Source organism: Roseomonas haemaphysalidis (assembly GCF_017355405.1).
GTDB classification, from domain to species: domain Bacteria; phylum Pseudomonadota; class Alphaproteobacteria; order Acetobacterales; family Acetobacteraceae; genus Pseudoroseomonas; species Pseudoroseomonas haemaphysalidis.
The window spans coordinates 3357361-3375781 of sequence record NZ_CP061177.1 but is presented as its reverse complement, the minus strand read 5'-3'; the positions used below and the strand labels follow the sequence as shown (position 1 = coordinate 3375781).

Here is an 18421-nt window from a genome sequence, read left to right as displayed (position 1 = left end):
GCCATGCCGGCCGTCGACTGCCACGCCCATGCCTTTGATCTGACGCGCCAGGGTTGGGGCGGCGATCGCGGCTTCGACATCCAGCCCAACGAGCTGGGCACCGCGCCGCAGTTCCTGGACCTGCTGTCCTGCCACGGCTTCACCCATGGCGTGCTGATCAACCCTCTGGGCGGCTATGGCGCCGACAACACATACATGCTGGAAGCCATCGCCGCTTCCGCTGGCCGGCTGAAGGGCGTGGCACTGCTGCCCGACGGCACGCCGGAGGCGGAAGTCCGCCGCATGAAGGACGGCGGCATCGTCGGCATCCGCTTCAACCTGGACTTTCCGACCAGCCCGCCGTTGCACGGCCCGGCCGGCGCGCGGTCCCTGGCGCGGGCGCGCGAGGCCGGCTGGATCGCGCAGGTGCACTACCACCACGGCGAGTCTATCGTCGCCGCCCTGCCGCTGCTGCGCGCCGCCGGGCTGCCGGTGGTGATCGACCATTGCGGCCGGCCGGAGCTGGAGGCTGGCCTGGACCAGCCCGGCTTTCGCGCGCTGCTGGACTACGGCCGCGACAGCGATGCCGTGATCAAGCTGTCCGGCGCGTTCCGCCTCAGCCGCCACGCACCCTACCGGGATGCCGACCCCTATGTCGCCGCGCTGGTCGAGGCCTTCACGCCCGACCGCTGCATCTGGGGTTCCGACTGGCCCTTCCTGCGCGCCAGGGAACGGACCGACTATGGCCCGCTGCTGGCCGCGCTGCACCGCGTGCTGCCCGACGCGGCGGCGCGGGAGAAGGTGCTTTGGGCCAATCCGGCACGGCTCTTCGGGTTCAAGGCATGATGCGGCCCATGCTCATCTCGCGGCGCGGCGCGATGCTGGCGGGCGGCCTGGCGCTGGCGGCCGGCACGGCGCGGGCGCGGTCCTGGCCCGCGCGGCCGATCCGCGTGGTGGTGCCCTATGCCGCCGGTGGCGCGGACCAGTTCATCCGCCCGCTTCAGGAACGGCTGACGCGGGAGCTGGGGCAGCCGCTGGTGATCGAATCCGCGCCCGGCGGCGGCGGGGCGCTGGGCGCCGCCCGGGTGCGTGCCGCACCGGCCGACGGCTATACCCTGCTGTTCGCCGGCACCGGCGCGCTGACCTCGGTGCCGCGGCTGCAGAAGCTCGGCTACGCCATCGCCGACTTCGCCCCGATCGCCAATGTCATCGCCATTCCCTACATGCTTGCCGCGCGGCGGTATGCCGCCTTCGCGGATATGCCGGGCTTCCTGGCAGCGGCGCGCGGCAAGCCGGAGGGGCTGACCTACGGCACGCCCGGCGCCGGCAGCACGCCGCACCTGATCGCCGAGGCGATGGCGAAGGCCGCCGGTATCCGCCTGCTGCACGTGCCCTATTCCGGCATTTCCACCGCCGCCGTCGCGCTGCTGGCGGGGGAGATCGACCTGGTGATGGGCGCGCCCGGCAACATCATGCCGCTGGTGGAGCGCGGCATCCGACCGCTGGCGCAGACCGGTGCCCGGCGCATCGCACCGCTGCCGGAACTGCCGACGCTGCGCGAGGCCGGGCTGCCGGTCGATCTCGTCACCCGCTTCGGCTTCCTGGCACCGCGCGGCACCGATGGCGCGGTGCTCGACCGCGTTTCGGAGCTGGTGCTCGGCGCGGCGGCCGACCCCGCCTATGCCGAGGCCATGCACCACAGCTTCAACGAGGTCGAGCCGCTCGACCGCGCGGCCTTCCAGGCCTTCCTGGAGGCCGAGGACCGGGCGACCGCGCAGTGGCTGCGGGACCTCGACCTCGGCTGACACATTCCGGCGCAGGCCGCCCCCTTTCAAGGATCGACACGATGCCCCCTCCGCCGCCCGACGGCAGCTTCCGCGCCCGCCTTTCCCGCCGTGACATCCTGGCCGGCACCTTCATCAAGACGCCGACATTGCACGGCACCGAGATCCTCGGCGCCCTGGGCTTCGACTTCGTGGTGATCGACGAGGAGCATTCGCCCTTCGACCGCCAGGCGACGGATGCGGCGTTGTTCGCCGCGCGGGCCACCGGCGCCGCCGGGCTGGTGCGCGTGCCGAGCCCGGCGCCGCACCATCTGCTGAGCGTGCTGGACTGCGGCGCCACGGGGGTGCTGGTGCCGCATGTCGCCAGCGCCGCGCTGGCGGCCCAGGTGGCCGCCGCCTGCCGCTATCGCGGCGGCCGGCGTGGCTATTCCGGCTCGGTCCGTGCCGCCGGCTATGGCGGCGGCAAGATGTGGGACTACGTCGACCGCGCCGATGCCGCGACCACGGTGGTGGCGCAGATCGAGGACCCCGAGGCGCTGGACGAGATCGACGCCATCGCGGCCACCGACGGCATCGACGCGCTGTTCATCGGCCGTGGCGACCTCACCGCCGCGATGGGTGCGGCAACCAACGACGCGCCGCCGATCCGCGACGCGGTGGACCGGATCAGTGCCGCCGCGCGGCGCGCCGGCAAGCCGGTCATGGTCTTCGTCGGCGGCATGACGGAAGCCAACTGGCTGCACGGCATCGGTGCCAGCGCCTTTGTCTATTCCTCCGACCAGGGGCTGATGAAGCAGGCCGCCGCCAAGGCGCTGGCGGATCTGCGCGGCCTCTCTCCGCAAGCTTGAAAGGACCAAGCGCATGACCGACGCGACCGACACCGCCCGTGTGCAATCGCTGATGCAGGGCGCCATCGACCTGCATTGCCACAGCGGCCCTTCCGTCATGGCGCGCGCGCTGAACCACGAGCAGGCGCTGGAGCAGGCGGCGGATGCCGGCATGCGCGCCGTGCTGTTCAAGGACCACTATTATCCCACCGGCCCCTTCGTCGATGTGCTGAAGGAGGCGGGCAAGGCCACGCGCGCCGAGCCGGTCGGCAGCATCGTGCTGAACAACGCGGTGGGCGGCATCAACCCCTTCGCGGTGGAGCCGGCGCTGAAATGCGGCGCCAAGGTGGTGTGGATGCCCACCGTCTCCGCCGCCAACCACATCCGCGAGGGGCACCGCAAGTCGCTGCTGCCCACCAAGGGCAAGATGCTGAAGCAGGTGGCGCTCTCGGCCGTCGATGCGCGCGGCGAGTTGCTGGACAACGTCAAGCACGTTCTCGACATCATCGCCGAGCACGACGCCGTGCTGTCCTGCGGCCACCTGCATATCAGCGAGGTCTGGCCACTGTTTGACGAGGCCAAGAAGCGCGGCGTCACCCGGCTGCTGGTCAACCACCCCAGCTACACCGTCGGTGCCACGCTGTCCGACGTGAAGGAACTGGTGAGCATGGGCGCCTGGATCGAGCATTCGATCTGCATGTTCATTCCGAACCGAATGAAGGTGTATGACGATGCCTTCCTGAAGGCGCTGATCGAAGCGGCAGGGGTGGAGCGTACCTTCTTCGGTTCCGACCTCGGCCAAACCAATGCGCCGCTGCCGGTGGAGGGCTTCCGACAGATCATCGGTCTCCTGCTGTCGCTAGGCTACGGCGATGACGACGTCCGCAAGATGGTCAACACCAACGCTGCGCAGCTTGCCGGAATCGGCGCCAACCAGGGCTGACCTGAAGGCCGCTGGGACACAGCGCTATGAGCATGTCGCCACACTGGGGCTCAGGTCGTGGCTGCTGGCCGCCGGCGTGGTGCTATTGGGCCTCGCCAGTCCTGACCGCGCCGCCGGTCCGGATGGTGTCGCCGATCCATCAGACGGCACAGGTCATTTGGTCTGAGGGCTGGTGGCGGAGGCGCTGGGCCTCCGCGCCAGCGGCGAGGTGGTGGAGAGGCAGGGGGGGCGGTGTCTTGCTCCAAACACTACTTGGCCATTTCGATTGAAAGCGATGGGGTGGTTGCGCCGCTGCCGGGCAGGGGGGCGACGTTGATGACGAGCGTCTCTTGTGGTGGACCGGACCGGGATCGCTGACTAACGTCGTTCCTGGAAGTATTGGCTGTGAAACTTGCCACAGCTGGGTGCCACTGTCCTGCGGGGCTGGCGAGCGCAAGAACCTACATCCGATGGCGTTTTGGCTAGGTTTGGAGTGGCCAAGACCTGCTGTGGCATGTCATCGCCGGCCCCGCCTGGGACGACGCGCTGCTTTGGTTCGTGCTGGTGCAGCAGGTGGACAGGCTCCTGAGCAGTTCACATGCATCGATGAGCGGGCGAATGCACGACCAGAACAATCGCTAGCCGACATGCTGTTATACGTAAAATGCTCACCTCGCCCTAACTCTGATGACGAGGGACCTTCATGCAGGCAGGGATCATCTTGCGAACCTGGAAGTATCCCCGTGTGGCATACGGCCATACCTGGCTGTCCCACTCACGCCGAATGCGCGTGCAGCCCGCCGGCAGCACCGCAGCCGATGGCCCAACCGGCGCCCAGGCGGTGATGATCGGCAAGCCGGCTTCCCAGCCTGGTGTCGCTAAGCCGGCGGGGCAGCCAAACCAGGCCGCTGCCCGCGCCAGGGCATCGGTCATGGCGACTTCGTCTGCGCGCCGAACGGCTTCTGCGGCCTGCGGCGCATGCACCAGAAGTCCACCCACGCGCACCACGCGTGCATCGCCGAGCATCAGGCTTTCAGGATGCAGATCATCCAGATGCAGCAACAGGGCTACCTCGCCACGTGGCGCTTGGTCGGCGGGCTGGAGTGGCAGTGCGGGGTGTAGGGCCTCTTCTTCGAGCGGAACTGGGTTCTCATCAAGATGCTGCGGCGAGAATCGACCCTCTGTATAGCGATGGATGTTCTCGACACGGGCAACGTAGGGCTTGCCGCGTGTGTGCAGTCCGCCCGCCCAGCGCCAGGACAGGGTGTTGCTCGCCGGATCGCCGTCAAGCAGATGGCGCAGAAAGAACGCGGCACCAAGTGCCCAGGGCAGACGGAGTGTGAAGATCCAGATGGAGGCAAACCACATCCGGGCATGGTTGTGAAGCCAGCCGGTTTCCACGAGCTGCCTCGCCCAATGGTCGAAGCCATCGATGCCGGTGCGTCCCGCGATGGCATCCTCGTAGACCCGCCGCAGGCCCGACTGCGTTGCTAGCCGGGCCTGGCCCTGTGCTGTCAACGCCAGGTAGTCCGTCCAGATCGATGGATGGGTTTCCAGATGTCCTTTGAAGTAGCTGCGCCAGAACACCTCCTCGACGAACTTGCCGGCGGCGGCAGGGCCATGCATGGCGAGTGCCGCGTCGATCACCTCTTCCTCCAGCAGCAGACGCCGGCGAAGCCAAGGCGACAGGGCTGTGGTGGAGGGCTCAGCCTCAGCACCACGGTCGATGTCACGCCCATCGGCATAGGCACGCCCTGTCCGCGGGAGGACGTGTGTCAGACGTTGAAGCGCAAAGGCGCGGGTCAGAACGAAGCTGTGTTGCATGTAAGGCATTTGGGGGCATCTGGTCCGCCGACCAGGGCTGGATCTCATCATTGCCCCGCATGCTGCATCCTGATCGGCACGACCAGCCAAGAAGAGAGTCATGCTTAGCAGCCATCAAGTCGGCGTGGCGCCCTGCAGCAGACGCACCGATTGTCCGAGGACTCAGTCAGAGCCAAACTTTCATTCTGATCAGAGCAACAAGCGCTATTCCGCATCCGGTTGCCGGTCCGGCGCCGCAGCCGCAAAGGCTGGCAAGGCAGCACAGGCGGCTTCCGCCGCGATCAGCCGCGGCAGGGCGGACAGGTCACAACCGAAGCGCCGGGCATTGCCGAGTTGCGGCACCAGGCAAAGATCCGCAAGCCCGGGGGCATTGCCGAAGCAGAACGGGCTGGAATGGCGGGCCAGCAGCGTCTCGCAGGCTTCCAGTCCCTCCCGGACCGTCCAGCGCGCCCAGTTCCTGACCTCCGCCTCCGGCAGGCCCGCCTGCCGCAATCGCTGCAGCACCTTCAGGTTCTGCACAGGATGGATGTCGCAAGCGACCACCATGGCAAAGGCCCGCACCGCCGCGCGAGCGTCATGCTCACGCGGCAGCAGCGGTGGCTCGGGCCAGCCTTCTTCAAGCCACTCGCAGATCGCGAGCGACTGGGTCAGCACGGCGCCCGAGCCGCTTTCCAAGGCTGGCACCAGACCTTGGGGATTGAGCGCCAGGTATTCCGGTGCCTGTTGACCGCCGTGACGCAGGTGATGAAAGACCTGTTCCGCCGGCAGCCCTTTCAGATTGAGCGCGATGCGCACCCGCCACGCGGCGGAGGACCGAAAATAGCCGTGCAACCGCATGGCCTGTCAGTCCAGCGTGATCCCAAGGTCACGGATCAGCGGAACCCAGACCGCCCGGTCCGCCACCAGCATGGCCTGCACCTGCTCCGGCGACGCCGGCAGCGGCTCCACGCCGATTTCGCGGAATCGGGCCTGGACGGCCGGGTCGGCCAAGGCGGCACTCAGCTCGGCACCCAGGCGCGCGGCAACGGTATCCGGCGTGGCGCGGGGCACCATCAGGCTCTGCCAAGCGTAAGCCTCGAACCGCTCCAGTCCGGCCACCTCGGCCACGGTGGGCAGGTCCGGAAAGCCGGGCTGGCGGCTGGCGGAAAAGACGGCCAGGGGGCGCACCAAGCCGCTGCGCAACGCCTCACCACCCGCCACGGTATCGGTGACCGCCGCCTCGACCACGCCGGCCAGCAGGTCGTTCAGCGCCGGCGCGGCGCCGCGATAAGGCACGTGGTTGAAGCCCGCGCCGATGCTGCGGCCCAGCCGCTCCAGCGCCAAGTGGTGCGGGGAGCCGATACCCGGCGAGGCATAGTCGATGCTGCCCGACTTTTCCTTGCCCTGCGTGAGAAAGCCGCGAAGGTCACGCAGGGTTGAGTCCTTCTTGACCGCCAGCACCAGGTGGAAGCGGGCAATGCCGCCGATCGGGCGGAAATCCTTGTCAGGGTCATAGGGCAGGCGGCGGAACAGTGCGGGATTGAACACCAGCGTACCATTGTCCGCCGTCAGCACGGTGTAGCCGTCAGGGGCAGAGCGCGCCGCAGCTTCCGCGCCGATATTCGTGGCGGCACCCGGGCGATTATCGATCACCACGGGCTTGCCGAGCCCTTGCGCCATCCGCGCGGCCACCAGTCGCGCCAGCGTGTCGGTGCCGCCACCGGCCGCATAGGCAACGATCCATTTCACCGGTGCCTCCGGCCAGGCAGCACGGGCTGCGGTCGGCAGCAACGTGGCGGAAAGCCCGGCCAAGGCCAGCATGCGGCGGGACAGAATCATACGGGTCTGCATGGACGTTTCTTTCTTGTTTAAGTCGGACAGAGTTGTTCAGACGGCTGGCAGGATGCGGGCGCGACATTCCCCGAAGCCAATGGACACGGCGCCATCGCGCACCGCGCGGGCACGCAGGACAATCTCGTCGCCGTCCTTCAGGAAGCTGCGCGTTTCGCCAGAGGACAAGGTGACCGGCTCCTTGCCGGCGCGCGTGGTTTCCAGCAGGCTGCCGAAGCCGGCTGCATCCGGCGCCGAGATGGTGCCGGAGCCAAGCAGATCACCGGGATTGAGGTTGCAGCCACCGCTGGTGTGGTGCGCCACCATCTGTGCCACGGTCCAGTACATGTGACGGGTATTGGACCTCGAGAGGCGGTGAGGCGGCAAACCCTTCTCACGCATCAATGGAGTGGAGATCAGCACTTCCAACTGTATGTCGAAGGCGCCCTGGCGCTGGTCGGCCTCGTCCAACAGGTGGGGCAGGGGGGCGGGATCACCGTCTGGCCGCGCGGGCTGCGCGATCCGGAATGGCGCCAGGGCTTCCGGCGTGACAACCCAGGCGGAGATGGTGGAGCCGAAATTCTTGGCCAGGAAGGGGCCGAGTGGCTGGTACTCCCAGGCCTGGATGTCGCGTGCCGACCAGTCGTTCAGCAGGCAATAGCCGGCGACCTGTTGTGCGGCCTCGGCCACCGGGACAGGTTGGCCGAGCGGATTGCCCGGACCGATCCAGATGCCGAGCTCCAGTTCGTAATCCAACTTCTCACAGGGCGCGAAGCGGGGCGCATCGGCATCGGCGGCCTTGAGCTGTCCTTTGGGGCGGCGGACATCCGTGCCGCTGACGCGCAGCGAGGAAGCGCGGCCGTGATAACCGATGGGGACATATTTGTAGTTCGGGAGCAAAGGGTTGTCCGGTCGGAAGACGCGGCCGACGTTGGTTGCGTGGTGGATGCCAACGTAGAAGTCGGTGTAGTCGCCGACGCGTGCCGGCAAGTGCAGGGTGCAGTCCGCCGCGCGGTGCAGGCAGCCCTCGGCCATCCGTTGATCCGGACTGCCCGCGGACAGCATGGCGGAAAGCCGCGCCCGCAACGCCTGCCGGGGCGCGGCGCCCATGGCCAGGAAGGCGTTCAGGTTCTCGCCAGCGGCGGCGCTGGCCGCCCGTTCGGCCTCCCCGGTGAACAGCCCGGCCCGCAGCGCCGCGCCAAGCTCGAGGATGCTGTCACCGATGGCGACGCCACCACGCAGCGGTGCCTGTGCTCCCGGCGAGAAGACGCCGAAAGGCAGGTTCTGGATGGGAAAATCGGCATGGCCGTCCGCCCTAGCCACCCAGCACCGCAGCGCCGCATCATGCGTGGCGTCCACGCCGCCGGGCGCAGTCGTTTCGTTCAAGGCTGGCATCCTGCTCACGGCCGCGCCGGGTCAAAATGCTTCTGCAGGCCCTGGCCATAGCTCGCATAGTCTTTCTGGAACTGCGGCGCCTCGGTAGCGAAGCGGGTGACGCGCTGGGGGAAGCGGGTTTCCAGCATGAAGGCCAGCGTGCCTTGCAGCTTGTGCGGCGCCAGTTCCACGTGGCTGGCAGCCTCAAAGGCGTTCATGTCCGGCCCGTGCGGCAGCATGCAATTGTGCAGCGAGAAGCCCCCCGGCACGAAGCCACCACCGGTCTTGGCGTCGTAGACGCCCTCGATCAGCCCCATGAATTCGCTCATGATGTTCATGTGGTACCAGGGCGGGCGGAAGGTATCCTCGGCCACCAGCCAGCGGTCGGGGAAGATGACGAAATCGATGTTCGCCGTGCCCGGCGTTTCGGAAGGCGAGGTCAGCACCGTGAAGATCGAAGGGTCCGCGTGGTCGAACAGCACGGGCCCAACCGGCGAGTAGCGCCGGAGGTCGTATTTGTAGGGCGCGTAGTTGCCATGCCACGCCACCACATCCAGCGGCGAATGCGCGATGTGCGTACGCCACAGCCGGCCACCCCATTTCACGGTCATGCTGGACGGTGCGTCGCGGTCCTCGTAGGCCGCCACGGGGGTCAGGAAATCACGCGGATTGGCCAGGCAGTTGGCACCGATCGGGCCCCGTTCGGGCAGGGTGAAGGCGCCGCCATAGTTTTCGCAGAGGTAGCCGCGCGCGGGGTGCTCCCCTTGCAGTTCCACCCGCAGCTTGACGCCACGGGGGATGACGGCGATCTCGCCCGGCGCGATGTCGATGATGCCGAACTCGGTCCACAAGCGCAGGCCACCCTGTTGCGGCAGGAACAGCATCTCGGCATCGGCGTTGTAGAAATACTCGTCCCGCATGGAACGGGTGATGAGGTAGACGTGTGCGCCCATGCCGGACTGCGCGCCGGCATCGCCCGCCGTGGTGATGGTTCGGATGCCCTCCAGAAATGAGAGTGCTTCTTCTGGCAGCGGCAGCGGGTCCCAGCGGAGCGGCGCCAGCGGCAGGTCCAGCTCGGCGCAGGGGGCGGTGCGCCACAGCCCGGCATCGACCGGCTGAAAGGCGCCCCAATGCGCGACGGTGGGACGGATGCGGTACAGCCAGGAACGCTCGTTGGTGGCGCGTGGTGCAGTGAAGGGAGAACCGCTGAGCTGCTCGGCATACAGGCCGTAGGGGCATTTCTGCGGCGAGTTGCGGCCGACCGGCAGCGCGCCGGGTAGCGCCTCCGTTTCGAAGCCGTTGCCGAAACCGGACAGGTAGCCGGGGCTGCCTGGCCCGCCGGCTTGCATCGCGGCGGGGTCGGGCCTTACGGATAGGTTCATCTGTGTTCTCCCCCAGGCGCGGCGGACAGGCTCACGCGCCATCGCCTATTCTATATCGTCTCATATGAGATTAAAAGCGGAATGCATGGCCAAGAGCAATCCCGATGCCGAGCCTCTGATCCTGCAGGAGTTCCTGCCCTACCGCTTGTCCGTGGTGACGGAGGCGGTCAGCAGCCTGTTTGCCGCGCGCTACCAGCAGCGCTTCGGGCTGAGCATCCCCGAATGGCGCGTGGTGGCCGTCGTGGGGCAGCATGGTACCCTGTCAACCCAACAGGTGATCGAGCATACCGGCATGGACCGGGTGCAGGTCAGCCGGGCCGTGATTCGCCTGGCTGATAAGGCGTTGCTGAATCGGCAGTCCCACCCGCATGACCAGCGGGCGCAGGTGCTGACGCTCAGCCGCCAGGGCCGTGCCGTGTACAACGAGATCGTCCCGCTGGCGCGGGACATGCAGGCTGCGCTCGCCGCCGCATTGACAGAATCGGAGCAACGGCAGCTCGGCGTCATCCTGGAAAAGATTGGCCGCCGCACGCGGGAATTGTCTGGTCGGGTGGCTGACGCTGCACCAAAGTGACGGATCAGTCCGTAGCAGGCTGCCTGGCGCCGATAATGCCGCGGCGCACTGAGCGGTTCTCAATGCTGCCTTCTAGAATCGTATCCCTGTCACGTTTTCCGATACCGTCCATAGCCTTTCTGCTGCTGCGTGGTCCAAGGCTTGCGGCGGTATCTTCGCATCGGTCGGATGGCCACGCGTTTCGCCCAGCCGGTCGGGGCCGTAATAGCCACCCGCCTGCGCATCGGGGGACGCAGCCGCAAAGAGGATCGGCAGTGCACCTTGCGCGGCTGGCTGGAACAGGAAGGGTAGGAGGGACCTGACACGGCTATGGGCGCTGCCAAGACCGGGTCCATTATGCAGCAGTTCGGTGCGGGCGACGCCGGGGTGCGCCGCGATACTCCTCACGCCCCACCCGCCTGCGATACTGCGTCGCTCCAGTTCAAGCGCGAACATGAGGCACGCCATCTTCGAGCGGGCATAGGCCGACATCGGCTTGTAGCTGACACTTGCGTTCCAGTCAGTCCAATCGGTCGATCCCGACCGGGCCGCGACGCTTGATACAGAGATGACCCTGGCGCTGCCCGAGGCGCGCAGCAGCGGCAGCAAATGCCCGGTTAGCGCAAAGTGTCCGAGGTGGTTGGTGCCGAACTGCAGTTCAAACCCATCTGCCGTCTCCTCGCGTTTCGGGGGCACCATGACACCCGCGTTGTTGACGAGCACATCAACCCGCTGCCCAGCCCCACGCAGGCGGTCGGCGAACCGAGCTATTGAGGCAAGGGAAGCCAGGTCGAGGACTTCATAGCGTATCGCCGCCATCGGAAGGTTTGATCTGATGCGAGCGACCGCTTCAGTGCCTTTCTGCACATTGCGCCCGGCCAGCACGACCTCGGCACCCGCCCGGGCGAGGGCTTGTGCGACCTCCAGGCCAAGCCCACCCGTGCCTGTGACCACTGCGGCCCGCCCGTCCTGCGAAGGCATGTTATCGATCGTCCACTTCCGCATAGTTACCGATCCTGCTATCTGCACTGAGTGCAATAATTAATATGCACTCAGTGCAGAGTTCAAGAGCGAAGTGTGGATGTCTTGGCGGAGAAGGGGCCAGTGCGATGCCAGGATTGCGAGAACAAAGGCGACAGGACGTGGTGCGGCGGATCACCGACGCCGGCATCTGCCTGTTTGTCGAGAAGGGCATCGACGCCACGACACTCGACGAGATTGCCGCCAAGGCGGGCATCTCGCGCCGCGCATTCTTCAACCACTTCAAGTCGAAGGACGATATCCTTCTATCCCTGCAAAGCGGCATGGGGGCGATGATCGCGGACCGGGTGCGTCACGCGGCTGAGGCCATCTCGCCTCTTGCCGCGATCCGTGACGCGGTGATCGCGGTCTGTTCCGAAATACCAGCAGACGACATGATCGCGATTGACCGACTGATGCGATCCAGCCAGGCGGTACAGGCTCGTAAGCAGGCGAGCTATGTGGAGCATGAGCGGACGCTCCTCGCAGCCTTGAGTGAGCGATGGCCTGACCCTAGGCACGAGATGGCGCTGCGCCTTGTCGCACTGCTGGCAATCGGCGCGATCCGGCTGGCAATCGATGCGCTCGGTCGAGAAGGCGAACAACGGACGTTCATCGAAGTGCTGAACGCCACGTTTGATGCCATCGACCACAAATTTTGAGCAAGGGGCCTGTCAAACAAAGAGTATTCCAGAGCGGATCGATGGAACATTCGACCTACTGCGATCGGGGCAGGGGGGTGACTGTGTCCTTGTGAACGCAGGCGTGACCGAGCGATCCATCCCACGCCTTGCAACTCAGCGCCTCACGCTGAGCGCGCGCCTGCAACGAATTTTACGGCCTACGCGGTTCCTGGCATCACCTGTCCGCAGGCCATGGGGGGCCAGCGTCGCCTGGATGCTGCGGTGTCCAGGCGACGCGCGTACGCCGGTATCAACGGCACATGCATGCCGCTCAGGTGCTATTCATGTGACCGTATCAGGCCATCACATTCACAGATCGAGGTAGCTCCGGGGGTGTTTCGCAGCCAATCCGCGCCCGTCTTCCACGTAGGGAAGGGATGGCAAACGGCGGCTCACTGGCTGTGTCGGAATTGTGCCAAACAGAGGTCATTCTGGCGCTGCCTGAACCACTTCTGTTCGCTTCGCTTCGGGCATCCAACGGTCCAACCCGTTGAAATCACTATGCTGCTGCAGGGAATCGAACCCTGGACCTCTCCCTTACCAAGGGAGTGCTCTACCGCTGAGCTACAGCAGCGCATGAGCCCGAAAGCGAGGCGCTGTCTAGGGTGCGGCGGCGCCGGGCGCAAGCCCTATTCTGTGCCCCTGCCAGCGCGCGGGCTGCAATCGGCCTCGATGCGGCCAATATGGCGGGCATGGACCCAATGATCCGCCTGTCGATTTTTCTGTCGCGGTTGTGGCGCAACCCGCCGCCGCGCCGCACGGTGCTGGTCATGCTGGGGGCGCTGGCGGCGGCGCTGGGGGTTGTGGCGGTGGACAAGCTGGGCTTCTGGCCGGCGGACTGGCGGCTGAACCCGCCAGTCAACCGGCCCGCCATAGGCCGGATGTAGCGGCTCAGCCCTGCCGCATCATCGCAGCCATGCGGGCGGCGCGGGCCGGGGTCTGCCGCGCCCAGGCAGAGGCCAGCATGCCCGCCGCCGCCGCCGTGTAGTCGGCGCGCCGCACCGCCGCCAGGGTGTCGCGGAACTTCAGCAGCCCGGCCAGCCCCATCTGAAAGGCCATGGCCTGCAGCACCACCTGCCGGGCCTCGCTCAGCCCGGTGCTCCAGGGCAGGGCGGCGGCGACCTCGCGGCGCACGGCGGACAGGTCGTTGTCCAGCAGCGCGAAGGCCTCGGCCTCCGAGATGCCACGCCGGTCCAGGCAGCGGCCGATGCCGATGGTGGGGTGGCCCACCACGGTCATGCCCGGCAGCAGCGGGCGGCCGGTGGCGTCGTCATACACCGTCAGGCGCAGCCCTTCCTCACGTGCCAGCAACGTGGCCAACGCGCTCAAGGCTTGGCGGCCCGGTCGGGCATCATCGCGGAGGCGACGCCGAGCAGCAGGATGGAGATATCGACGAAGCCCGCGATGGCGGCCTCGTCCGGCACGATGCCCTTGAGGGCGAAGGCCATGACGGCGAGCGAGCGCAGCGTGCCCGGCTCGGCCAGGCGGTCCAGCAGATAGCGCATGGAAGGCGTCCTTCGGTTTGGGAAAGGGGCGCCGGCCGCGGCGGGGCGCGGCCGGCGCGGCGCGCTCACTCGGCGTCGATCGTCAGCGCCTCGGCGGCGATGGTCACGGTGCCGGCGCCCGACACCGGCGCGGTCTGCACCAGCGGCCCGAAGGCCAGCGCGTTGCCACCGGCGGCCGCGTCGAACAGCCCCACATGGGTCAGCGTCCCGGCGGCGCCGGTGAACACGAAGCGCAGGGCCTCGACGTTGCGCTGCAGGCCGGTGCCGGTGAACACCACGCGCTGGCGGGCATAGCCATTGCCCGCCGGCTCGCCGGCGAGGCCCGCGGAGGTGGTGCCACCGGTCCCCAGCGCGGCATACACGGCCGTGGGGAGCGAAGGCGCGCGGGCGCACAGCGCGCGCACCATCAGGTTGCGCGCGTAGTCGGTCAGAACAGGCATGGAAGGATTCCTTGAAGGGAAAGCTCAGGCAGCGTTGGCCAGCGCCTGCAGCAGGGCGTTGGGCACCCGGCTGGGGCGGTACTCGACCAGTTCCACCTCGCCATGCGCGGCGCGGTTGAGCTGGCCAGAGGCGTGGCCCACCAGCAGGCGGGCCAGACCGGGCGGCAGCGCGGCGGCGGCCGATTGCAGCGTGCCACCGGACAGGCACAGCGCCTGGTCGCCGGGCGCCCAGGCGAAGGCGGCGCGGAACGGCTGGCCCACGGCCATGTTGCCGCCGCTCAGCGTGGCCACGGTGCTGCCGCCAACATCGACCACCCCGGTGATGGCCGAGCCGGCGGATGTGTTGCGCAACTGCAGCCGGTTCTGGTCCGTGCCGTCGTCCAGCTGCCACAGGCCCTGAGACGCGCCGAAGGGCGCGATCTGCGGCAGCACCGCGCGCACCACCAGCGTGCCCTGGGTGCCGAACCCGCCGGGCGGCGCCCAAAGCGGCAGGTCCGCCGCGCGGGTGCTGGCCGCCGGCGTGCCCGGCGGCGGCAGCACCGGCGAGGAGGCGAAGGCCGCCAGCTCCACCTGGGGGGCCGAGACGCGAAGCGTGAAATCCACCGCCGCGCCCGCCACCACCGCCGGCAGAATGGAAAAGCCGATGGTGGCGACGGAGGATTCCGTCAGCGTGCGGGTGATGGAAACGCGCTGCGGCATCGCGCCGGGCGAAACGAAGCTGTCCGTCGCCGGGCCCGCGGCGGGCAGCCGCTCCTGCACCCGGCAGCGGAAGGTGTCGATGCCGGCCAGGCTGCCCGCCACAAGCCGCAGAAACACCGAGGCGGTCCAGACCTGCCCGGCGGCGGCGGCGATGGTGGTGATCGGCTCCGGCAGGATCACCAGGTAGCCGCTGGCGCTGGGGGTGCCGGTGTAGCGCAGGTCGACATAAGGAAGCCCCAGCTCCGTGCCGACGCCGGCCACGGAGGCCGATACGCCGCCCAGCGTCGCCATGGACCAGTTGGCCGGCATGGTGCCGGGGGTGCCGGAAGTGGCCCCCTCGGCGCGCGGGTTGCGGATGGCGTTGCTGCGCGTGCCCTCCACCAGCAGGCGGCGGGCGGCGCCGCTGAAGCGCGGCGTGTCGGCGGCGGCGGGCTGGAAGCTGCCGTCGGCATCCTGCACCAGCGCGCTGCCGCCGCGCGTGGTGGCCAGCCGCCCGGGATAGGCGGCGCCCAGGACGCGCAGCGCCGCGCCGCCGCCGTTGCCCGCCGCCTGGGTGAGGCTGAAGGCATGGTTCATGTCAGGGGGCTCCGGCGCCGCTGAGGTGGCAGATCTTCGTGGTGCCGCCATCCGGCGAATAGATCATCAGGGAGGCGATGCCGCCGGCGCGGATGCGCGTGAAGCCATCCACGTTGGTGGGCGCCGTGTTGCTCGTGAAGCCGGTGAGCGACAGCGCCAGGTCGGTGCCGCTGCGGTTGACCACCACGCAGGAAAAGCCATCCCCCGTGTTGGCCCAGCTCAGCGACAGGCTGGCGCCGGCATTGGCGATCAGCATGCGCGCATTGTGCGCGGCGTAGGTCACGGTGGTGGCGGCTGCCAGCAGCAGGGTCGCCAAGCGCCGCTCGGTGAACTGGCCGTCCACGTATTGCTTGGTGGCGGCCTGCAGGCTGGCGGTGGGGCTGCCCGGCAGCAGCAGGGGCCCCGCCAGCGTGGCAGTGCCGCTGGCGCTGATGCGGAAGCGCTCCACCGCCGTGCCACCGGCGCGGCTTTCAAACACCATGGCGCCCGCCTCGCTGCTCAGCGTCAGGTCGCTGCCGGCCAGCGACAGGCTGGCCGCCATGGCATCGCCGCCGTTGTTCAGCCGCAGGAGCGCGCCGCTGCCGCTGGCGCGGCGGTGGATGTTGACGCCGCCATCGGTGTCGGCCGACAGCCGCGTGGCGATCGCGGCATCGGCACCGACCGAGGCGATCTCCACACGCCCGGCGGCCAGCCGGTTGGTGGAGCCGGTGCCGCTGCGGTTGGCTGCCAGCAGCAGCCGCTGCATGGCGGCCGGGCTGTCGGCGGTGAAGGTGACGGGGCTGGTGTCGCAGCCCGTGACGATCAGGTTGCCCGCGGCATCGCCCAGGTGGATGGAAGCGAGGACCTGGTTGCCGGTGCCGGGCCCGCCCGTGAAGTCGCAGCCGACAAAGGATAGCGCGCCGCTCAGCACCTCCGCGATGCGCCGCGCGCCGCCGGTGACATCCACGCCGATCAGCTCGTTCTGCTCGGCGCCCGTGGTGGTGCATTGCACCGACACGCCCTTGGAGGACAGGAACCCGCCGATCACCTTGTTGCGCCGCGCGGTGCCGCCGATGCGGATGCCGATGGTGGTGGGGTCCGCCGCGTCCACCCAGGCGTCGGTGCCGATGTTGGCGAAGTTGCAGGCGTGCACGTCGTTCTGGATGTCCCAGCCGATGTCGTGCCCGTATTCGAAGCAGTTCTGGAAGGACGACATGTCGGCGGCGGCCACCGCGAAGGCGGTGCCCAGCCGGCGGTTGGGCTGGATGTAGCAGGCGCCGCCCGAGGTCCAGCCCGGCGCGTAGAGCGAATTCTGCAGGTCGATCCGCGTGGCGTCGATCACCGTCACGGTCCAGCGGCCGTGCAGCGCCGAGGCGCCGCTGTTGCGCACCTCCGCGATGTTGACCAGCTCGCCCGTCTGCAGGCTGTGCGCGGAGGCGAGCGTGACGCGCACCTGACCGCTGCCGTTGTCCGCCACGCTGCTGATGGCGATGCGGCTGTTGGACCAGGACCGGCCGGTGGTGACCAGCGGGTGCCAGTTCACCTCGCTGATGCGCGACACGTCAAACGCGCGGCCGAGATACAGGCCGTTGCGGCAGTCGCCCAGCACGTCGCGCACGCGCAGGCGGGCGTTGCCGTCGCTGTAGATGCCCCAGTCGAAGCCCAGCACCAGCAGACAGGCCAGCGTGGCATCCGCGCCATTGGCCGCGCCGCTGCCGCCGGAACCATCGCCCACCGTGATGGCGGTGCCGGCCATGGCGGCGGCGGCATCCAGCCCCTGGCGCAGGTTGCCGGGCACCGTCATGCCGCGGCGCAGCACCGCCAGCCCTTCCAGGCCGCCGTTGCGATGCACGCGGATGGTGCGCGCGGCATCGAGCAGCAACGCGTGGTTGACCGTGGTGAAGTCGCCATTCACGCGCCAGCCGCCACTGGCGGTGCGGCCGCGCAGGAATACGCCGTTCTTGACCACGAGATCCGCCGCCGCCACCAGGTAGCGGCGCGGGCCCAGCAGCACCACGCCGCCGCCCTGCGCCGCCACGGCGTCGATCGCCGCCTGGATGGCGGCGGTGTCGTCGGTGGTGCCGTTGCCGACGGCACCGAAGTCGCGCACATGCACCGGGCGGTCGGCCAGCAGCGCCCCGCGCATGCCGGCCAGCGTCACGTGACGCGTTTCGGCCAGGGCGCCGCTGCCCTGCACCAGCGGGTGGATGTCGGTTTCGGCCAGCATGGAGGCGAGCGGAAGTTCGCTGATCTTGGCATTAGGCATCGGAACGAAGATCCTTGGAAAAGGCGGTCGGGGAGGCCGGGAAAATGCGGGGCGCCGCGCCGTTCAGAGCAGCAGCTCGCCGCCGCTTTGCAGCAGCAGGGTGGTGCCGGTTTCCGTCAGCAGCACGAAGGGCTCCGTCACCACGAAGGAGGAGGACAGCTGCGACACCAGCGGCTCGTCCGCGTCCTGCACGCGCACGCGGTAGCCGGAGCCGGCATCGGGCGCCGCGAAGCTGACCGAGGCCGAGCCCGACAGCGCGCTGGCCGACACCGGCCCCGCGACAATGCCGCCCGCCGCGTCCAGGATGCTGAACAGCAGCGTCGTGACCGGCCCGGTGACGCGCGCCGACACCGTGAACGACCGGCCGATGTAGAGGCCGGCCGGCACCGGATCGAGCGCCACGGTGCGGGTTTGCACCGTGGCCTCGAAGCGGAACAGCAGCCGCAGCGCCGCCGCGGCCGACAGGCGCAGCGGCGGGGCCGAGGCATCCAGCACCAGCCCGTTGCCCACCGCGCCGTTGGAGCGCACCGGGATGAGGCTGAGCGAGTCGGCCGATTGCAGCAGGATCAGGTGGCCGGGCAGCAGCCGCTCGGCCACGGACGCGAAGTAGCCGGGGGCCAGCACCGCGGCGCGGGTGTCGGTGGTGGTGTAGAGCCACATCGTGAAGCCGGCGGCGGATGCTTCCAGCGGCGTCAGGTTGCGGGCGTCGAAGGGCATGCGCGGTTCCTCGGACGGGCGCGCGGCATGCGCCGCCCGCCGGGCGGGCAGGCGGGCCGGGCGCGGGCGGATCGGGCGAAAT

Annotated in this window: 19 protein-coding genes and 1 tRNA gene; 7 read left to right on the top strand and 13 right to left on the bottom strand. The window is 68.6% G+C overall.

Annotated elements, in window-relative coordinates:
• Positions 1–3 precede the first annotated feature (3 nt).
• From IAI59_RS15730 to IAI59_RS15715, 4 genes are read left to right on the top strand one after another with little or no spacing between them, the layout of a single operon-like run.
• The gene (locus IAI59_RS15730; protein WP_207418908.1) at positions 4–825 is read left to right on the top strand and encodes an amidohydrolase family protein; all 822 of its coding nucleotides are present in this window, start codon (positions 4–6) and stop codon (positions 823–825) included.
• A gap of 8 nt (positions 826–833) precedes the next feature.
• On the top strand, positions 834–1784 hold the full coding sequence (locus tag IAI59_RS15725; protein WP_207418909.1) for a tripartite tricarboxylate transporter substrate binding protein: 951 nt from the start codon (positions 834–836) through the stop codon (positions 1782–1784).
• A 41-nt stretch (positions 1785–1825) separates the two neighbouring features.
• A complete protein-coding gene (locus IAI59_RS15720) occupies positions 1826–2611 on the top strand; it encodes an HpcH/HpaI aldolase family protein (RefSeq protein WP_207418910.1) in 786 nt (261 codons plus the stop codon).
• A gap of 13 nt (positions 2612–2624) precedes the next feature.
• A complete protein-coding gene (locus IAI59_RS15715; RefSeq protein WP_207418911.1) occupies positions 2625–3533 on the top strand; it encodes a DUF6282 family protein in 909 nt (302 codons plus the stop codon).
• Between the two features lie 657 nt (positions 3534–4190).
• Here IAI59_RS15715 and IAI59_RS15710 read toward each other — a convergent pair.
• The 5 genes from IAI59_RS15710 to hmgA all read right to left on the bottom strand — a co-directional run bounded on the left by IAI59_RS15710 (position 4191) and on the right by hmgA (position 9901).
• The gene (locus tag IAI59_RS15710) at positions 4191–5336 is read right to left on the bottom strand and encodes an FAD-binding domain-containing protein (RefSeq protein ID WP_207418912.1); all 1146 of its coding nucleotides are present in this window, start codon (positions 5334–5336) and stop codon (positions 4191–4193) included.
• A gap of 204 nt (positions 5337–5540) precedes the next feature.
• A complete protein-coding gene (gene maiA / locus IAI59_RS15705) occupies positions 5541–6173 on the bottom strand; it encodes a maleylacetoacetate isomerase (protein WP_207418913.1) in 633 nt (210 codons plus the stop codon).
• A gap of 6 nt (positions 6174–6179) precedes the next feature.
• Positions 6180–7166 (bottom strand): Bug family tripartite tricarboxylate transporter substrate binding protein, encoded by a 987-nt coding sequence (locus IAI59_RS15700; protein WP_207418914.1) that lies wholly within the window; start codon positions 7164–7166, stop codon positions 6180–6182.
• A 36-nt stretch (positions 7167–7202) separates the two neighbouring features.
• Complete coding sequence (gene fahA, locus IAI59_RS15695) at positions 7203–8531, bottom strand: fumarylacetoacetase (RefSeq protein ID WP_237180895.1); 1329 nt, start codon at positions 8529–8531, stop codon at positions 7203–7205.
• 14 nt (positions 8532–8545) lie between these two features.
• The gene (gene hmgA / locus IAI59_RS15690) at positions 8546–9901 is read right to left on the bottom strand and encodes a homogentisate 1,2-dioxygenase (RefSeq protein ID WP_207418916.1); all 1356 of its coding nucleotides are present in this window, start codon (positions 9899–9901) and stop codon (positions 8546–8548) included.
• Between the two features lie 85 nt (positions 9902–9986).
• On the opposite strand from hmgA, the gene IAI59_RS15685 reads away from it, so the two are divergent.
• The gene (locus IAI59_RS15685; protein ID WP_237180896.1) at positions 9987–10475 is read left to right on the top strand and encodes a MarR family winged helix-turn-helix transcriptional regulator; all 489 of its coding nucleotides are present in this window, start codon (positions 9987–9989) and stop codon (positions 10473–10475) included.
• 72 nt (positions 10476–10547) lie between these two features.
• Here the strand turns inward: IAI59_RS15685 and IAI59_RS15680 are convergent, their stop codons facing one another.
• The gene (locus IAI59_RS15680; RefSeq protein ID WP_207418918.1) at positions 10548–11459 is read right to left on the bottom strand and encodes an SDR family oxidoreductase; all 912 of its coding nucleotides are present in this window, start codon (positions 11457–11459) and stop codon (positions 10548–10550) included.
• A 140-nt stretch (positions 11460–11599) separates the two neighbouring features.
• On the opposite strand from IAI59_RS15680, the gene IAI59_RS15675 reads away from it, so the two are divergent.
• Complete coding sequence (locus tag IAI59_RS15675; protein ID WP_207418919.1) at positions 11600–12136, top strand: TetR/AcrR family transcriptional regulator; 537 nt, start codon at positions 11600–11602, stop codon at positions 12134–12136.
• A 523-nt stretch (positions 12137–12659) separates the two neighbouring features.
• Here IAI59_RS15675 and IAI59_RS15670 read toward each other — a convergent pair.
• Positions 12660–12731: transfer RNA gene (locus tag IAI59_RS15670), tRNA-Thr, on the bottom strand.
• Between the two features lie 118 nt (positions 12732–12849).
• Here IAI59_RS15670 and IAI59_RS15665 point away from each other — a divergent pair.
• Positions 12850–13044 carry a hypothetical protein gene (locus tag IAI59_RS15665; protein WP_207418920.1) on the top strand — a complete coding sequence of 65 codons (195 nt, stop codon included), beginning with the start codon at positions 12850–12852 and terminating at the stop codon, positions 13042–13044.
• A gap of 4 nt (positions 13045–13048) precedes the next feature.
• On the opposite strand, the gene IAI59_RS15660 is transcribed toward IAI59_RS15665, so the two are convergent.
• The 6 genes from IAI59_RS15660 to IAI59_RS15635 form a co-directional block, all read right to left on the bottom strand.
• Positions 13049–13486, bottom strand: a complete 438-nt coding sequence (locus IAI59_RS15660; protein WP_207418921.1) for a glycoside hydrolase family protein — start codon at positions 13484–13486, stop codon at positions 13049–13051.
• Positions 13483–13662 carry a hypothetical protein gene (locus IAI59_RS15655; protein WP_207418922.1) on the bottom strand — a complete coding sequence of 60 codons (180 nt, stop codon included), beginning with the start codon at positions 13660–13662 and terminating at the stop codon, positions 13483–13485. Before IAI59_RS15655 ends, IAI59_RS15660 begins: the two co-directional genes overlap by 4 nt.
• Before the next feature lie 65 nt (positions 13663–13727).
• Positions 13728–14102 (bottom strand): phage tail fiber protein, encoded by a 375-nt coding sequence (locus IAI59_RS15650; RefSeq protein WP_207418923.1) that lies wholly within the window; start codon positions 14100–14102, stop codon positions 13728–13730.
• A gap of 24 nt (positions 14103–14126) precedes the next feature.
• Positions 14127–15377 carry a phage head spike fiber domain-containing protein gene (locus tag IAI59_RS15645; protein WP_207418924.1) on the bottom strand — a complete coding sequence of 417 codons (1251 nt, stop codon included), beginning with the start codon at positions 15375–15377 and terminating at the stop codon, positions 14127–14129.
• 1 nt (position 15378) lies between these two features.
• Complete coding sequence (locus tag IAI59_RS15640; RefSeq protein WP_207418925.1) at positions 15379–17622, bottom strand: glycosyl hydrolase family 28-related protein; 2244 nt, start codon at positions 17620–17622, stop codon at positions 15379–15381.
• A gap of 63 nt (positions 17623–17685) precedes the next feature.
• The gene (locus tag IAI59_RS15635; RefSeq protein WP_207418926.1) at positions 17686–18339 is read right to left on the bottom strand and encodes a hypothetical protein; all 654 of its coding nucleotides are present in this window, start codon (positions 18337–18339) and stop codon (positions 17686–17688) included.
• Between the last annotated feature and the right edge of the window lie 82 nt (positions 18340–18421).

Coding starts and splice junctions, on each gene's coding strand:
- IAI59_RS15720 (WP_207418910.1), top strand. CDS start 1,826: ATGCCCCCTCCGCCGCCCGACGGCAGCTTCCGCGCCCGCCTTTCCCGC.
- IAI59_RS15655 (WP_207418922.1), bottom strand. CDS start 13,662: ATGCGCTATCTGCTGGACCGCCTGGCCGAGCCGGGCACGCTGCGCTCG.
- IAI59_RS15725 (WP_207418909.1), top strand. CDS start 834: ATGCTCATCTCGCGGCGCGGCGCGATGCTGGCGGGCGGCCTGGCGCTG.
- IAI59_RS15665 (WP_207418920.1), top strand. CDS start 12,850: ATGGACCCAATGATCCGCCTGTCGATTTTTCTGTCGCGGTTGTGGCGC.
- IAI59_RS15640 (WP_207418925.1), bottom strand. CDS start 17,622: ATGCCTAATGCCAAGATCAGCGAACTTCCGCTCGCCTCCATGCTGGCC.
- IAI59_RS15635 (WP_207418926.1), bottom strand. CDS start 18,339: ATGCCCTTCGACGCCCGCAACCTGACGCCGCTGGAAGCATCCGCCGCC.
- IAI59_RS15680 (WP_207418918.1), bottom strand. CDS start 11,459: ATGCGGAAGTGGACGATCGATAACATGCCTTCGCAGGACGGGCGGGCC.
- IAI59_RS15645 (WP_207418924.1), bottom strand. CDS start 15,377: ATGAACCATGCCTTCAGCCTCACCCAGGCGGCGGGCAACGGCGGCGGC.
- IAI59_RS15650 (WP_207418923.1), bottom strand. CDS start 14,102: ATGCCTGTTCTGACCGACTACGCGCGCAACCTGATGGTGCGCGCGCTG.
- IAI59_RS15700 (WP_207418914.1), bottom strand. CDS start 7,166: ATGCAGACCCGTATGATTCTGTCCCGCCGCATGCTGGCCTTGGCCGGG.
- IAI59_RS15710 (WP_207418912.1), bottom strand. CDS start 5,336: ATGCAACACAGCTTCGTTCTGACCCGCGCCTTTGCGCTTCAACGTCTG.
- IAI59_RS15715 (WP_207418911.1), top strand. CDS start 2,625: ATGACCGACGCGACCGACACCGCCCGTGTGCAATCGCTGATGCAGGGC.
- IAI59_RS15730 (WP_207418908.1), top strand. CDS start 4: ATGCCGGCCGTCGACTGCCACGCCCATGCCTTTGATCTGACGCGCCAG.
- hmgA (WP_207418916.1), bottom strand. CDS start 9,901: ATGAACCTATCCGTAAGGCCCGACCCCGCCGCGATGCAAGCCGGCGGG.
- IAI59_RS15685 (WP_237180896.1), top strand. CDS start 9,987: ATGGCCAAGAGCAATCCCGATGCCGAGCCTCTGATCCTGCAGGAGTTC.
- maiA (WP_207418913.1), bottom strand. CDS start 6,173: ATGCGGTTGCACGGCTATTTTCGGTCCTCCGCCGCGTGGCGGGTGCGC.